At 72.9% G+C, this 14,820-nt stretch carries 16 protein-coding genes; 10 read left to right on the top strand and 6 right to left on the bottom strand.

The genetic code is table 11. The annotated features are described in order from the left end of the window. Nucleotides 1-60 precede the first annotated feature (60 nt). A complete protein-coding gene (locus tag Dsi01nite_RS13865; RefSeq protein ID WP_203846542.1) occupies nt 61-735 on the top strand; it encodes a FadR/GntR family transcriptional regulator in 675 nt (224 codons plus the stop codon). Between the two features lie 34 nt (nt 736-769). Then, nucleotides 770-1,612 (top strand): fumarylacetoacetate hydrolase family protein, encoded by an 843-nt coding sequence (locus tag Dsi01nite_RS13870; protein WP_203846543.1) that lies wholly within the window; start codon nt 770-772, stop codon nt 1,610-1,612. On the opposite strand, the gene Dsi01nite_RS13875 is transcribed toward Dsi01nite_RS13870, so the two are convergent. Beyond that, nucleotides 1,609-2,433, bottom strand: coding sequence for a class I SAM-dependent methyltransferase (locus tag Dsi01nite_RS13875; protein ID WP_239135884.1), 825 nt, complete (start codon nt 2,431-2,433; stop codon nt 1,609-1,611). The two genes, Dsi01nite_RS13870 and Dsi01nite_RS13875, sit on opposite strands and share 4 nt — an antisense overlap. A gap of 83 nt (nt 2,434-2,516) precedes the next feature. Here Dsi01nite_RS13875 and Dsi01nite_RS13880 point away from each other — a divergent pair, with 83 nt between their 5' ends. Beyond that, complete coding sequence (locus Dsi01nite_RS13880) at nt 2,517-3,269, top strand: winged helix-turn-helix transcriptional regulator (protein WP_203846544.1); 753 nt, start codon at nt 2,517-2,519, stop codon at nt 3,267-3,269. Here the strand turns inward: Dsi01nite_RS13880 and Dsi01nite_RS13885 are convergent. From Dsi01nite_RS13885 to Dsi01nite_RS13895, 3 genes are read right to left on the bottom strand one after another with little or no spacing between them, the layout of a single operon-like run. Then, a complete protein-coding gene (locus tag Dsi01nite_RS13885; RefSeq protein WP_203846545.1) occupies nt 3,233-3,589 on the bottom strand; it encodes a DUF4406 domain-containing protein in 357 nt (118 codons plus the stop codon). The genes Dsi01nite_RS13880 and Dsi01nite_RS13885 overlap by 37 nt on opposite strands. Continuing rightward, entirely contained in the window at nt 3,586-4,401 is an 816-nt protein-coding gene (locus Dsi01nite_RS13890) for a DeoR/GlpR family DNA-binding transcription regulator (RefSeq protein WP_203846546.1), read from the bottom strand. The genes Dsi01nite_RS13885 and Dsi01nite_RS13890 overlap by 4 nt, the downstream gene beginning before the upstream one ends. A 49-nt stretch (nt 4,402-4,450) precedes the next feature. Next, complete coding sequence (locus tag Dsi01nite_RS13895; RefSeq protein WP_203846547.1) at nt 4,451-5,479, bottom strand: lysylphosphatidylglycerol synthase transmembrane domain-containing protein; 1,029 nt, start codon at nt 5,477-5,479, stop codon at nt 4,451-4,453. A gap of 106 nt (nt 5,480-5,585) precedes the next feature. Here Dsi01nite_RS13895 and Dsi01nite_RS13900 point away from each other — a divergent pair, with 106 nt between their 5' ends. Next, nucleotides 5,586-6,347: a polyphosphate kinase 2 family protein gene (locus Dsi01nite_RS13900; protein WP_203846548.1), complete on the top strand. Its 762-nt coding sequence runs from the start codon at nt 5,586-5,588 to the stop codon at nt 6,345-6,347. Here Dsi01nite_RS13900 and Dsi01nite_RS13905 read toward each other — a convergent pair. Both Dsi01nite_RS13905 and Dsi01nite_RS13910 read right to left on the bottom strand, forming a co-directional pair. Further along, entirely contained in the window at nt 6,336-7,043 is a 708-nt protein-coding gene (locus tag Dsi01nite_RS13905) for an SDR family NAD(P)-dependent oxidoreductase (protein WP_203846549.1), read from the bottom strand. The genes Dsi01nite_RS13900 and Dsi01nite_RS13905 overlap by 12 nt on opposite strands. 46 nt (nt 7,044-7,089) lie before the next feature. Beyond that, nucleotides 7,090-7,596, bottom strand: a complete 507-nt coding sequence (locus Dsi01nite_RS13910) for a hemerythrin domain-containing protein (RefSeq protein ID WP_203846550.1) — start codon at nt 7,594-7,596, stop codon at nt 7,090-7,092. A gap of 92 nt (nt 7,597-7,688) precedes the next feature. Here Dsi01nite_RS13910 and lysX point away from each other — a divergent pair, with 92 nt between their 5' ends. From lysX to Dsi01nite_RS13940, 6 genes are all read left to right on the top strand, one after another. After that, the gene (gene lysX / locus Dsi01nite_RS13915) at nt 7,689-10,922 is read left to right on the top strand and encodes a bifunctional lysylphosphatidylglycerol synthetase/lysine--tRNA ligase LysX (protein ID WP_239135885.1); all 3,234 of its coding nucleotides are present in this window, start codon (nt 7,689-7,691) and stop codon (nt 10,920-10,922) included. 44 nt (nt 10,923-10,966) lie between these two features. Next, nucleotides 10,967-11,695, top strand: coding sequence for an IclR family transcriptional regulator (locus Dsi01nite_RS13920; RefSeq protein ID WP_275423364.1), 729 nt, complete (start codon nt 10,967-10,969; stop codon nt 11,693-11,695). A 35-nt stretch (nt 11,696-11,730) separates the two neighbouring features. Then, the gene (locus Dsi01nite_RS13925) at nt 11,731-12,213 is read left to right on the top strand and encodes a cation:proton antiporter regulatory subunit (protein WP_203846551.1); all 483 of its coding nucleotides are present in this window, start codon (nt 11,731-11,733) and stop codon (nt 12,211-12,213) included. Nucleotides 12,214-12,221: 8 nt separating this feature from the next. Further along, a complete protein-coding gene (locus Dsi01nite_RS13930; RefSeq protein WP_203846552.1) occupies nt 12,222-13,397 on the top strand; it encodes a cation:proton antiporter in 1,176 nt (391 codons plus the stop codon). A 126-nt stretch (nt 13,398-13,523) separates the two neighbouring features. Continuing rightward, entirely contained in the window at nt 13,524-14,246 is a 723-nt protein-coding gene (locus Dsi01nite_RS13935) for a hypothetical protein (RefSeq protein ID WP_203846553.1), read from the top strand. 93 nt (nt 14,247-14,339) lie between these two features. Further along, nucleotides 14,340-14,765 (top strand): MarR family winged helix-turn-helix transcriptional regulator, encoded by a 426-nt coding sequence (locus tag Dsi01nite_RS13940; protein WP_239135886.1) that lies wholly within the window; start codon nt 14,340-14,342, stop codon nt 14,763-14,765. The last annotated feature ends 55 nt before the right edge of the window (nt 14,766-14,820 follow it).

Here is a 14,820-nt window from a genome sequence, read left to right on the forward strand (position 1 = left end):
CTCGGGCCGGTCATCGAAGGGGCAGTGTTGGGTCATGCGCCCGGAACGAAGTGAGGACGCATGACGGATCCCGGTTTCGTCAGGGTGCGCCGCACCTCGGCGGCGGGGGACGCGGCCCGCAGCATCCAGGAGATGATCGTCGACGGCCGGCTCGCACCGGGGCAGCGGCTGCCGGCCGAGCGGGAGCTGTGCGAGCTGCTCGGCATCAGCCGCCCGACGCTGCGCGAGACGATCCGGTCCCTGGTCAGCCGCAACATCCTGGAGAGCCGGCACGGCTCCGGCACGTTCGTCGCGGCGCTGGACACCGCGACGCTGCTGGAGCCGATGCAGTTCGTGATGGCGCTCAACGAGCGCACGATCGGGGAGCTGTTCGAGGCCCGGCTGCTGCTGGAGCCGGCCCTGGCCGCCTTCGCCGCCCGGCGGGCCACCGGCGCCCAGGCGGCCGCGATGCGGGCCGCGATCGCCGGCGCCGACCAGGTGGAGGCGGACCTGCTGCTGCACCGGCTCATCGCCGAGGCCGCCGGCAACGCGCTGCTCGCCGCGATGCTCGAGTCGCTGTCCACGCTGGGCCGCTCCAGCCGGTCGATCACCGCGACCAAGCCGGGCGTGCGCCGCCGGACCGCCGCGGACCACGAGGCGATCGTCGCCGCCGTGGAGCGCCACGACGCCGACGGTGCCCGCGCGGCCATGGCCGCCCACCTGGAGCGGATCGCCGGGTTGGCAGGATTGGCTTGACCACTTGGCCACTGAATCCGTACCGTGGCCGCTCATGAAGCTTGCCCGGCTGGGACCTTTCGGTGCTGAACGACCCGTGGTGCTCGACGCGGACGGAGTGGCGCGTGACCTGTCCGCCCTGACCGCCGACATCGACGGCGTCTTCCTGGCCGGCGGCGGGATCCGCCGGGTCCGCGAGGCCCACGAGGCGGGCACGCTGCCGGTGCTCGCCGACCCCCCGGCCCGGGTCGGCGCACCCGTCGCCCGGCCCGGCAAGGTGGTCTGCATCGGCCTCAACTACCGCGCGCACGCCGCCGAGTCCGGCGCCGAGCCGCCCGCCGAGCCGGTCGTGTTCATGAAGGCGTCGGACACGGTGGTCGGCCCGGACGACGACGTGCGGATCCCGCGCAACAGCGTCAAGACCGACTACGAGGTGGAGCTGGCGGTCGTCATCGGCCGCCAGGCGCGCTACCTGGACCGCCCCGAGGACGCCGCGGCCTGCATCGCCGGTTACGCGATCAGCAACGACGTCTCGGAGCGGGAGTTCCAGCTGGAGCGCGGCGGCCAGTGGGACAAGGGCAAGTCGTGCGAGACGTTCAACCCGCTCGGCCCGTGGCTGGTGCCGGCATCCGACGTCGCGGTGCCGGCCCTGCGCCTGCGCTCCTGGGTCAACGGCGAGGCCCGTCAGGACGAGGTCGCCGGCGACATGATCTTCGACGTGCCGCACCTGATCTGGTACCTGAGCCAGTTCATGGTGCTGCACCCGGGCGACGTCGTGAACACCGGCACACCCGCCGGGGTGGCGATGGGCCTCCCCGGCCAGCCCTACCTGCGCGCCGGCGACGTGGTGGAGCTGTCCATCGACGGGTTGGGCCGGCAGCGCCAGCGCTTCGTCTAGGCATTTTCGGCCGGTGTACGGGCAACGAAGAGCAGGTACTCCCAGTCCATCGCGCCGTCACCCAGGTCGTGCGAGCGGGCCAGCTCCAGCAGGGCCGCGTCGAGCGCGCTGACGGCTGCGGGGTCGGCCGCGTTCGCGCGGTACACCGCGATGGTCGGACCGTAGTTGCGCTTGAAGAAGTCCAGGAACGCCGCCGCGGTCGGGAACACGTCGACCCGGAGCATCCGCCGCTGCGCCACGACGTCGGTGACCGCGTCGCCGAACAGGGCCCGGACGTGCTCCTCGCTGCCCCACAGCGGCGGCGGCTGCGCGCCGGGCGGGGGCGGCGGGGCGTAGGGCTTCATCGTCGCGAACATCTGCCCGATGAACCCCTGCGGGGTCCAGTTCACCAGGCCGATCGTGCCGCCGGGCCGGCACACCCGGACCAGCTCGTCCGCGCACACCTGGTGGTGCGGGGCGAACATCACCCCGACGCACGACATCACGGTGTCGAACTCGCCGGCCCCGAACGGCAGCGCCTCCGCGTCGGCGACCTGCCACCGCAGGCCGTCGTTGAGGTTCCGGCCGACCTCCAGCAGCTCCGGGGTCAGGTCGGTGGCCACCACGTCCGCGCCGGCGAGGGCGGCCGGGATCGCCGCGTTGCCGGAGCCGGCGGCGACGTCCAGGACCCGGGTCCCGGGGCCGGCGCCGACCGCCTCGACGAGGACGGGCCCGAGCGACGGGATCACGTCGGCGGCGACGGCCGCGTAGTCCCCCAGCGCCCACATGGCCCGGTGCTTGCTCTTCAACGCCTGGTCGGCGCTCATTTCAGCTGTCTGCATGCCTTCGACGGTACGAACGATCTTCAGGGCGGAACTAGTACAGGATCTGTACTAGTCGGCGAGACGACATCTACCGTGCGGGCATGGGTGCGTCCTACTACCAGTTCTGCCCGGTCGCCAAGACCATGGAGCTGCTCGACGAGCGCTGGACCATGCTCGTGGTCCGCGAGCTCGTCGGCGGCGACCGGCACTTCAACGACCTGCGCCGTGGCCTGCCGCGGATGTCCCCCACGCTGCTGTCGAAGCGGCTGCAGCACCTCGTCGCGGCCGGCGTCGCCGAGCGGCACAAGGCCGGCCCGGAGGTCCGCTACCGGCTCTCCCCCGCCGGCCGGGAGCTCGCCCCGATCGTGAGCGCGCTCGGCGAGTGGGGCATCCGCTGGATCGGCCACCTCGGCGAGCAGGACCTCGACCCGAAGATCCTGCTGTGGGACATGCACCACCGGGTCGACCACGACGCGGTCCCGGCCGGCCGGACCGTGATCCAGTTCCAGTTCCCGGCCGTGGCGCCGTCCCAGCGCAACTGGTGGCTGGTCCTCACCCCGACCGAGGCCGACGTGTGCGACGCCGACCCGGGCTTCGACGTCGCCGTGCGGGTGACCGCCGACCTGCGCAGCATGGTCGAGGTCTGGCTCGGCGACCTGGAATGGACCGACGCCCTGCGCAGCGGCGCCGTCGACATCCAGGGCCCGGAGGACCTCCGCCGCGGCGTCCCCGCCTGGTTCAAGCTCATCTCCTTCGCCGGCGTCGCCCGCCCCGCCCGGGCCGAACGCACCATCGGCGGCGAGCCGTCAACCTCAGCTCAGGAGGCTGCCGGGACCTCGGTCAGCGCGGTGTAGACGCGCTTGCCCTCCGAGCGGGCCTGGGCGACCATCTCGTCGGCGCCGGCCGAGGGGCCGCCGATGCGCAGCACCGCGTCGCAGTGGGTGAGCAGGCGGGCGGAGATCGGGTGGAAGATCTCGTCGAACACGGGATCGCCGACGGTGGCCGAGCCGGCCCGTTCGATCAGGGGCAGGGCGAGGGCCTCACCGGTGACCGGGAGGTGCCCGGCGCGGAAGAGGTGGACGGCGGCGTCGTTCATCGCGTCGACGTTGGCGCGCAGCTTGGCCGGGTCGTCGCCGGTGCCCGAGCGGTACGGCCCGGCTACCAGGATCATCATGACGGGAGCTCCTCAGGGGTTTCGGTGGTGATGACGTCGACGCCCGCCGCCCGCAGTGCCGCCAGGGTTTCGGTGGCGGCCGCGCCGGAGGGCGCGCCGGAGGTGACGAACGTGTCGGCGGCGTCGAGGGGGCCGACCCGGGCGAACGCCTGGACGCCGAGCTTCGTGGCGTCGGCGACGACGACGGTCCGCCCGGCCCGGCGCAGCGCGGCCCGCTTGACGGCGGCGTCGTCGAGGTCGAACTCGGACCAGCCGAGCTCGTGGTGCACCGCCCCGATCGACATGACGAACGTGTCGAAGCGGAGCTGATCCAGGGCGCTCAGCGTCAGGGGGCCGACGAGGCTGCGCTCACCGGCGCGGGACTCGCCGCCGAGGATGAGCAGCCGGATGCCGGGCTGATCGGCGAGCCGCACCGCCGCCTGCAGGCTCAGCACCGCGACGGTCAACGGCCCGGCACCACCGGCACCGGCGCCGAAGCGGGCAGCCAGGGCGGCGGCGACCGCGGCGGTGGTGGTGCCCGCGTCGAGCAGGACCGTGCCGCCCGGCGTGATCAGCTCCGCCGCCGCGCGGGCGAGGCGGGCCTTCGTGGCGGCCTGCCACTGCTCGCGGACGGCGAACCCGGCCTCGTCGCTCGGCACGTCCAGGGCGACCGCGCCGCCGCGGACCCGCCGCACGAGGCCCTGCTCCTGCAACTGGTCCAGATCGCGGCGGACGGTCATCTCCGAGACGCCGAGGCGCCCGGCGAGGTCGGCCAGGGTCAGCCGGCCGCTGCCGCGGACCAGGCGCAGGGTGAGGTCGAGTCGATCGTGCACGGATCGAATCTAACAGCGATCTGTGAAGTTTGAAAGATCCGTGTGAAGTTCACGCCACCGGGGTCGCCTGGCGGGAGACGGGCTCCGGCACGGGGGTCGCGCGGCGGCGCAGGGTCGCGTAGGTCAGCAGACCGAGCGGGATGATGATCCAGCAGGACAGCAGCCGGTAGACGAGCATCGCGGCGGCCGCCGCGTCGTGCCCCGCGCCGGCCGAGACCAGGCCGGCGAGCAGGGCGACCTCCACCACGCCGATGCCGCCCGGGCTGATCGGCACCTGCCGGACCAGCTGCACCGTCAGGTACACCGTGGCCAGCCCGATCAGGCTCACGTCGATGCCGAACGCCGCCGCGGTCGCGGCCAGGCAGGCGAAGTCCAGGCCCCAGTTGACCGTGGCGTGCGTCAGCGACAGCACCCACGAGCGGGGCGGCAGGCGGCGCAGGTCGGCCACGATCCGCGCGACCGACGCCCGGCCGCGGGCGAGCAGCCCGAGCCGCGGGCCGGGCGCCTCGTCGTCCTCCGCGTGGTCCTGCACGGCGGGTGCGGGGCGCCGGGACAGCAGGAAGTCGAGCCCGAACACCACGCTGGCGGTCACCAGCAACCCGAGCACCAGCACCAGGGTGTCGGTGTTGCCGGTCGCGCCGCCGCGGGGGATCAGCACCACGGCGCCGTACATGAGGATCAGCGCGACACCGGACAGCACCGAGGACAGCACGGCCACGGCGCCGGCGGTGCGGCGGCTCGCGCCGGCGGTGCGGAACTGGCGGAAGGCGAACCCGGCCGACATCGCCGAGCCGGCTGGGAGGCTGAAGGAGATCGCGGAGCGGGTGAACGTCACCGCGACCGCCCGGGGCACCGACATGCGCACCCCGAAGCCCGCCAGGAGGCGGCGCTGCTGCAGCGCGAAGTGCCGCAGGGACGTCATCTCGGCCGCGGCGGCGAGGACCAGCCACCACGCGCCGGCCGAGGCGATGGTGGCGCCGATCTGGACCGGGTCCGGCAGCTTGTCCTTGAGCGTGAACACGGCCACGCCCAGCACGACGAGCAATGCGGCGATCCGCAGCGCCCGCTTCGTGCTCATACCAAGTACTGTCGCACCTCCGCCGGACGATGTACCCCATGAACTCATCAGTAAGTGAGTTGTGCTCATCACGCGGGCGCCATCACGGCGTGGCAGGCTGATGGCCATGAAGCGGCTGTCGAAGGTCAACCTGGACGACCCACTGCCGAAGGACGAGGCCCTGCGACGGCTCGAAGCGGCCCAGGAGCGGCTGCTGCGGCTCCGGCTGACCCTGGGCGGTCAGATCGGCGGCGAGGCGGCGAAACTCGGCCCGCCGCTGTGCGTGGTGTTCGAGGGCTGGGACGCCTCCGGCAAGGGTGGCTCGATCAAGCGCCTCGTCGACCACCTCGACCCGCGGCACGTGCGCGTGTCGCAGTTCGCCGCGCCGACATTCGACGAGAAGCGGCACCACTTCCTGTGGCGGTTCTGGCCGGTGCTGCCCGGCTGGGGCGGCATGGCGGTGCTGGACCGGTCCTGGTACGGCCGGGTGCTGGTCGAACGCGTCGAGGGCTTCGCCACCGAGGAGCAGTGGTCGCGGGCCTACGACGAGATCACCGAGTTCGAGCGGACCCTGGCCGCCGAGGGCATGGTGATCGTGAAGTTCTGGATGCACATCTCCAGCAAGGAGCAGCTGCGCCGGTTCCGCAGCCGGCAGGACGACCCGCTGCGCTCGTGGAAGCTCACAGACGAGGACTGGCGCAACCGCGAGAAGCGGCCGGCGTACAAGCGGGCGGTGGAGGACATGCTGGCCCGCACCGACCACCCGGCCGGGCCGTGGCACGTCATCCCCGGCGACGACAAGCCCACGGCCCGGGCGCTGGTGGTGGAGGCGGTGTGCGCGGCGGTGGAGGAGGCCCTGCTCCGCCACGACCTGCGGCTACCCGGCTGAGGCGCCGCCGTCGACGAACATGACCTCGCCGGTCATGAAGCTGGACGCGTCGGAGCCGAGGAAGAGCACCGCCTTCGCGATCTCCTCGGGCGTGCCGGCCCGCCCCAGCGGCACGCTCGCCCGCAGGTCGGTCTCCGGGCGGCTCGACTCGTACCGCTGCAGCATCGGCGTCTCGATCGGGCCGGGCGCGATCGCGTTCACCCGCACGCCGTGGCCGGCCGCCTCCAGCGCCGCCGACCGGGTCAGGCCGTCGACGGCGTGCTTGCTGGCCACGTAGATCGACGTGCCGGCCGCGCCCTGGTGGCCGAGGACCGAGGACACGTTGACGATGCTGCCGTGCCCCTGCTCGAACATGACCCGCAGCTCGTGCTTCATGCTCAGCAGGGTGCCCAGCACGTTGGTGTCGAAGATCTGGGCGTAGGAGTCGGCGGACTGCTCCACGACGGCGCCGGGGCCGCCCTCCGTGCCGGCGTTGTTGACCGCGACGTCCAGCGAGCCGAACCGCGTCACGGTGTCGTCGACGAGCTGCCGGATGTCGTCCTCCTGGCGGACGTCGGCGTGCATGAAGACGGCGCCGGCCGGGAGCTCGGCGTCGTGGCGGCCGGCGACCACCACGTCCGCGCCCTGGCCGGCGAACGCCGACGCGGTGGCCCGTCCGATGCCGGTGAGACCACCGGTGATCAGCACAGTTGTCATGCGCCGGTAGATCCCCCGGAACCGACCCGGTATGCCTGAGGGGCCCTCAGCTGTTCTCCTGGATGTACCGCTTCGGGTCCTTGTCGTGGAACGTGAGGCCCTTGCCGCTGGGGTGCTCGCCGTAGAACGTGAGCCACTGCGCGCCGAGGTCGATCCGCAGCCGCATGCCGGCGTGCTTGCGGAAGTCGGGCAGCACCTCGTCCTCCTCCTCGGCGAGGTGCTCGCTGTTCTCGGTGCGCGCCTCCCACACCGCCTTCCACCAGCCGTCGGAGCCGACCTTCTGCCGGGACGCGGCCTCGATCGCGTCGCGGATCTTGTTGTGGTCGCGGATCGCGTCGTCCGTCTCCTCCTCGGCCGACCCGGTGTCGTCGGAACGCTTGAGCAGGTGCGGGTACAGGATCCGCTCCTCGGCCTCGGCGTGGATCTCCAGGTGCAGGGCCAGGGCCTCCCACACGGCGGTGAGCTGCTCCTCGCCGTCGGCGTCGTCGAGGCGGGCGAACCCCCGGCGGAACGCGGCGTGATCGTCCAGGATGAGCGCGGTGATGTCCTCCATGCCCGCATCATCACCCGCCGCGGAGGTTCCGAAACACGCCGCCGCGCCGGGTCGGCGCGGGGGCCGTGGAACGGGACCGCCATGATGTGCCGGTGAAGAGGCTGCGTGAGAGGCTCCCGGACTGGCTGGCGGGCGGGCTGCTCGCGGTGGCGGCGCTCTGTGCCGTCGCCGCCGTCTCGGCGGCACTCGGCTCGCGGGTCCACCCGGTCCGGGTCAGTGTCGACGCCCTGCTCCTGCCGGCCCCGGCGAACCTCGGCTACGCCGCGATCCTGGCCACCCTCGCCGCCGCCGTGCACAACCGCAAGCACGTCATCTACTGGGTGCTGGTCGGCTTCCTCGGCCTGCAGTGCCTGTTTGACGTGTTCGTGCTGCTCGGCGGCGCCGAGCGCGGCGAGGAGGCGCGCGAGCTGCGGCTGCCGTGGCACGGCGCGGCGGCGGGGCTGGCCAACGCCGGGTTCACCGTGGTCCTGCTGGTCCTGCTGTGGCTGGCCCGGGACGGGTTCTCCGCCCGGGTGCAGCGGGCCAGCCTGCCCAAGGCCGTGGCGACCCTCAGCGCGCTGCTCGCGGTCTTCACCGTGCTGGGGTGGGGCCTGGTCGAGATGTTCCCGGGCACCCTGAGCGACAACCGCCTCGTGTACAGCGCGAAAACCGTGCTCGGCGGGGCGTTCGGCTTCGACGTCGGCCGGCAGGGCCGGGCACCCGGCTGGGTCAACCTGATCCTCGGCGCGTTCGGCGCGATCGCGCTGTTCGCCGCGGTGTTCGCGCTGCTGCGCTCGCAGCGGGCGACCGCGGCGCTGGACGCCGACGAGGAGCGGCGGGTCCGGCAGCTGCTCGCCGAGCACGGCCGCCGCGACTCGCTCGGCTACTTCGCCACCCGCCGGGACAAGGAGGTCGTGTTCTCCCCCACCGGGCGCGGCGCCGTCACCTACCGGGTGGTCTTCGGCGTCTCACTGGCCAGCGGGGACCCGCTCGGCGAGCCGGACGCGTGGCCGCCGGCGATCGAGGCGTGGCTGCGGGAGGCCCGCGACTACGCGTGGACGCCCGCGGTCATGGGCGCGAGCGAGGAGGGCGCGACCGCGTTCGCCCGCGCCGGGCTGCGGGTCATCGAGCTCGGCGACGAGGCGATCCTGCACGTGCGCGACTTCGACCTCGAGTCGCCCCGGCTGCGGCAGGTGCGGCAGGCGGTGCACCGGGTCGAGCGGGCCGGCTACACGGTGCGCATCCGCCGGCACGCCGACATCGGCGCGGAGGAGATGGCGCGGATCATCGAGCTCGCCGCGCGCTGGCGCGACACCGAGACCGAGCGCGGCTTCTCGATGGCGCTCGGCCGGCTCGGCGACCCGAACGACGGCCGGTGCGTCCTGGTCGAGGCGCACGACCACGACGGCCGGGAGGTCGCGCTGCTGTCGTTCACCCCGTGGGGCGCCGACGGGCTGTCCCTCGATCTCATGCGCCGCGACCGGGCCAGCGACAACGGCCTCGTCGAGCACATGGTGGCCACCCTGATGCGCGAGTCGCCACGCCTCGGCGTGGAGCGCGTGTCGCTGAACTTCGCGGTGTTCCGGGCCGTCTTCGCCGACGGCGCCCGCATCGGCGCCGGGCCGGTGCTGCGGCTGTGGCGGGCGCTGCTGCTGTTCGCGTCGCGCTGGTTCCAGCTCGAGTCGCTGTACCGCTCCAACGTGAAGTACAACCCGCAGTGGCTGCCCCGGTTCCTGTGCTTCGAGGACGTGCGGGACCTGGCCAAGGTCGGTCTCGCGTCGGCGGCGGCCGAGGGGTTCCTGGTCGTGCCCAACCTGCGGACGCTGCTGCGCCGGGGCACCCCGGCGGCGGCCGACGCGCCGCGGGAGCTGATCCCGACGGTCGAGGCGGCGCCGGCGGCGAAGCAACGGCCGGAGCAGGTCCGGGTCCGGCTCGCGAAGCTGGACGCGTTGCGCGCGCTCGGCACGGACCCGTACCCGCCCGGCTTCCCCCGCACGCACAGCCTCGCCGAGGTCCGCACCGCGCACCCCGGCCTGCCGCCGGACACCCGCACCGCCGAGCGGGTCAGCGTCGCCGGCCGGGTGGTGCGCCTGCGCGACCACGGCGGGCTGTGCTTCGCCACCCTGCGCGACTGGTCCGGCGATCTGCAGGTCCTCGTCACGGCGGACCCGTCGTTCGCCGCCACGGTCGACCTCGGCGATCACGTGGGTGTCGGCGGCGTCGTGGGCACGAGCCGTCGCGGCGAACTGTCGGTCTTCGCCGACGCCTGGCAGCTCACCGCGAAGTGCCTGCGCCCGCTGCCGGACAAGCACCGGGGCCTGGCTGACCCGGAGGCCCTGGTCCGGCAGCGGCACGTCGACCTGATCGTCAACCAGGCGCCCCGGGACATGGTGCGGCTGCGCTCGGCGGTCGGCTTCGCGCTGCGCTCCGCCCTGCACGGCCGCGGCTACGCCGAGGTCGAGACGCCGGTGCTGCAGCCGGTGCACGGCGGCGCCAACGCACGGCCGTTCGTCACCCACTCCAACGCCTACGACATGCGGCTGTTCCTGCGCATCGCGCCGGAGCTGTACCTGAAGCGGCTCGCCGTCGGCGGGGTCGAACGGGTCTTCGAGATCGGCCGGAACTTCCGCAACGAGGGCGTGGACGCCACCCACAACCCCGAGTTCACGATGCTGGAGGCGTACGAGGCCTACGGCGACTACACCTCCATGCGCGACCTGGCCCGTTCGCTGATCCTCGCCGCCGCGCTCGCGGGCCCGGGTCCGGTGCTGACCCGGGGCGACGAGGTCGTCGACCTGCGCGACGAGTGGCCGGTGGTGCCGGTCTACGAGGCGGTGTCCCGGGCCGCCGGCGCGCCCGTCACGCCGGACGACCCGGTCGAGGCGCTGCGGGCGCTGTCGGACCGGCTCGGCGTCGCGTGGCAGGACGGCTGGACCCACGGCCAGCTGGTCCTGGAGCTGTACGAGCACCTGGTCGAGGGCGCCACCGTGCGCCCCACGTTCTACACCGACTTCCCCGTCGACGTGTCGCCGCTGACCCGCGCGCACCGCGCCGACCCCCGCCTGGCGGAGCGGTGGGACCTGGTCGCGTTCGGGATGGAGCTCGGCACCGCCTACACGGAGCTGGTCGACCCGGTCGAGCTGCGGGCCCGGCTGACGGCGCAGTCGCTGCGGGCCGCCGCCGGGGATCCCGAGGCGATGTCCCTGGACGAGGACTTCCTCGACGCGTTCGAGTTCGCCATGCCACCGAGCGGGGGCCTCGGCCTCGGCGTGGACCGGCTCGTCATGCTGTTGACCAATCGCTCGATCCGCGAGACGCTCCCGTTCCCGCTCGTGAAGAAAATTTGAGTCCGCCATGTTTAAGTCGCGCGGAGATGGGAAACGACAACCCAATGCCCATCGCTGAGGACAGTCCTACGCTCGATGTGCTGGAGCGGTTGTCGGCCGCTACGGAGCGGATGACCTTCGATTCCCTGCTGCGCCAGCTCGGCCTGCCCGAAGGGGTGCTGCGCGGCCGCCTGCGCAGTCTCGTGGACCGGGGCTGGGTCCACGCCGCGCCGGACGACAGCTACACGATCGGGGTCGGTGCGCTGCGGCCGGGCAGTGCGTACCTGGTCACGGACCGCACCGTCAGGATCGCCGGGCCGCTCATGGCGCAGCTGCGCGACCGGCTCAGCGAGGCCGTCCGGCTGGTCCGGCTGGACCCGCCGGGCATCGTCTGCATCGCCAGCCGCGAGGCCCCGCACGACTCGGCCGGCTCCGCGGTCGGCCGGCGGATGCCCGCCTACGTCAGCGCCAGCGGCAAGGCGATCCTCGCCTGGCTGCCGCGGGAGCGGGTCGTGCAGCTGCTGGACCTCGGCGTCGAGGCGCACACCATCGACTCGGTCGTGGACCGGGCGGCGCTGTTCCAGGAGCTCGCCGAGACCCGGGCGCGCGGCTGGGCATACGAGCGCGGCCAGTTCCTGCCCGGCGTCGGGTGCGTGGCGGTCGCCGTCCCCGGCACCACCGACGCGATCAGTGTCGGGGTGCCCCTGGCCCGGCTGACCGACGACCACGCCACCGAGATCGCCGCCAATCTGATCCGCACCACGGAGGAGCTCGGCGAGGCGCTGCGCCGCTGACGGGTGGCAGAGATCCACCTCCGGTACGATGGGGTATGAACGTCGAGCGCACCGACCTCCCCGGCATCGGCACGAGCCACGTGGTGACCACCGCCCGCGGCCGCCGCATCGGCATCGTCTCCCACCGCAGCGGCCGGCGCGATCTCGTCATCTACGACAAGGAAGACCCCGATACCAGCGTGGTCTCCGTGGCACTGTCCGCGGAGGAGTCCAACGCGGTCGCCGAGTATCTCGGCACCGCGCGGATCGTCGAGCACCTCGCCGAGCTGCAGCGGCAGGTCACCGGGCTGGTCACCGAGCAGCTGGTGATCGCTCCCGGCTCGCCGTACGACGGCCGCACCCTCGGCGACACCGCTGCCCGCACCCGCACCGGCGCGTCGATCGTCGCCGTGCTGCGCGGCGGCACCGTGCACGCCAGCCCGCGACCCGACTTCGGCCTGCACGCCGGTGACCTCATCGTCGTCGTGGGCACCGCCGCCGGCACCGAGGGCGTCGCGACGCTCCTCACCGACGGATAGGGGCCGGCGTGCATCACGACACGATCCTCATCGAGCTCGGTGCGGTCATCCTGGCGCTCGGCCTGCTCGGCGCCCTGTCCCTGCGGTTCTCCATCTCCCCCATCCCGCTGTACCTCCTCGCCGGGCTCGCGTTCGGCGCCGGCGGCGTGCTGCCGCTGACCACCAGCACCGAGTTCATCTCCGCGGGCGCGGAGATCGGCGTGATCCTGCTGTTGTTCACGCTGGGGCTGGAGTACACGGCGCCGGAGCTGGTCGGCACGCTGCGGTCCTCGGCTCCCGCGGGCCTGATCGACCTGGTGCTCAACGCCGCGCCCGGGGTCGCCGCGGCGCTCATCCTCGGCTGGGGGCCGGTCGCCGCGGTCGCGATGGGCGGCATCACCTACGTCACGTCGTCCGGCATCACCGCGAAGGTCCTCGGCGACCTCGGCTGGCTCGGCAACCGGGAGACCCCGGTCGTGCTGTCGCTGCTGGTCTTCGAGGACCTGATGATGGCGCTGTACCTGCCGATCCTCACCGCCCTGCTGGCCGGCGTCGGCCTGCTCGGCGGCGCCGCGACCCTCGCCGTCGCCGCGGCCACGATCAGCGCCATCCTGCTCGTCGCGCTGCGCTACGGGCGCATCGTGGAGCGGTTCGTCGCCTCGGACAGCGACGAGGTCCTGCTGCTCAAGGTGCTCGGCCTGACCGTGCTCGTCGCGGGCGTCGCCGAGCTGCTGCAGGTCTCCGCGGCGGTCGGGGCGTTCCTCGTCGGCATCGCGCTGTCCGGCCCCCTCGCCCACACCGCGCGGGAGCTGCTGACCCCGCTGCGGGACCTGTTCGCGGCGGTGTTCTTCGTCTTCTTCGGCCTGCAGACCGACCCGCGGGCGCTGCCACCGGTGCTGGGGGTCGCGGCGCTGCTCGCCCTCGCCGGGATCGCGTCGAAGATGGCGACGGGGTGGCTCGCCGCCCGGCGGGCCGGGGTGGCGATCACCGGCCGGGTCCGGGCCGGCGCCGCGCTGCTGCCGCGCGGCGAGTTCAACATCGTCATCGCGGGGCTGGCGGTCGCCGCCGGCACCAACGCGAAGCTGGGTCCGCTCGCCGCCGCCTACGTGCTGATCCTCGCGGTGGCGGGACCCCTCGCGGCCCGGGGCGCGGAGCCGCTCGTGCGGCTCTACCTGCGCCGGCGCAGCAAACCGGCGACCACATAATCGGCTCGACAAGTCTGCCCGAATTGCGGATTTTCTTCGAACTGTCCGACTTTGCCCAGGTCAGCGTGTTTGGCTCTGCGCGGAGGTTGCCACGGCAGCGTAGCCGTGGCGGACAGGGGGATCACCATGTTGAAGCGCACCAAGATGCTGCCGGCGATCGGCGCCGCGGCGCTGCTGGCCACGCTCGTCAGCGCGCCGCCGGCGTCCGCCGCCGGGACGAACGGCGCGGGCAGCCCCGGCGGCACGGGCAGCGCGGGTATGGCCGGGATGAGCAAGGCCAAACCCGGGCCGAACCAGGTCTGCAAGGAGCTGACCGGCAACGGCGGCTTCGAGCTGCCGAAGGTCGGCAACGCGGACTGGAAGCTGTTCGACGAGGACGACGTGCCGGCGTGGGGCACCGACGACCCGGAGGGCCAGATCGAGATCTGGCGCTCCGGCATGGACGGCGTGCCGGCCCGCTTCGGCAAGCAGTTCGCCGAGCTCAACGCCACCGGCTCCGGCAACTCCATCTACCAGGACATCAAGACGAAGCCGAACACGAAGATCTACTGGTCGTTCTGGATCCGGGCCCGGGACACCTCCGACGCCAAGGACACCGACGCCACCCAGATCCACTTCGGCAAGACCCCGAAGAACGACGGCAGCGTCAACGGGGTCGGCTCGACGTTCGCCTACCTGAGCTCGGCCAGCGACGTGTCGTGGAAGCGGCTCTACGGCTGGTACAAGACGGGCCCGAACCAGACCTCGACCCGGGTGACCCTGACCGCGGTGGAGAGCGCCTCGACCGACGAGGGCTACGGCAACCTGGTCGACGGTCTGACCATCGTGGAGAACCAGAACTGCATCTGAGCCCCTTGTCGAGATGGCGCCGGCTCCGGCCGGCGCCATTTCTGTGACCTGATACATAACACGCTTTTATAAGTGCATGATACAAATTAAGGTATGCCCGCCTCGACGACCGCGCTGGACCCTGCGCGGCTCACGGCCGCTGTCGAGCGACTGTTCAGCCTGCTCCGGCACGGAAACCCGCCCAACGACATCAGCCTCACCGCCGCCTCGACGCTGCGCCGGCTGGAGCGTGAGGGGCCGCGCCGGCTCACCGAGCTCGCCACCGCGGAGGGCGTCACCCAGCCCGCGATGACCCAGCTGGCCCAGCGCCTCGAGCGTGACGGCCTGGCCGAGCGCACCACCGACGCCACCGACGGCCGGGTCGTGCTGGTCCGCGTCACCCAGGCGGGCCGCGACCTGCTCGCCCGCCGCCGCGCGGTGCGCGCCGGGCACCTCGCCGCGTTGCTGACGAACCTGTCCGAGGACGACGAAGCACTGATCGCGGCCGCGCTGCCGGCCCTGGAAAGGCTGGCACCATGACCGGGACGCAGCGAAGCGGAGGGCCGGGCATCATGAGCTCAGCCCTCGGGTCAGG

Origin of the sequence: Dactylosporangium siamense (genome assembly GCF_016862795.1) — a bacterium.
GTDB lineage: Bacteria > Actinomycetota > Actinomycetes > Mycobacteriales > Micromonosporaceae > Dactylosporangium > Dactylosporangium siamense.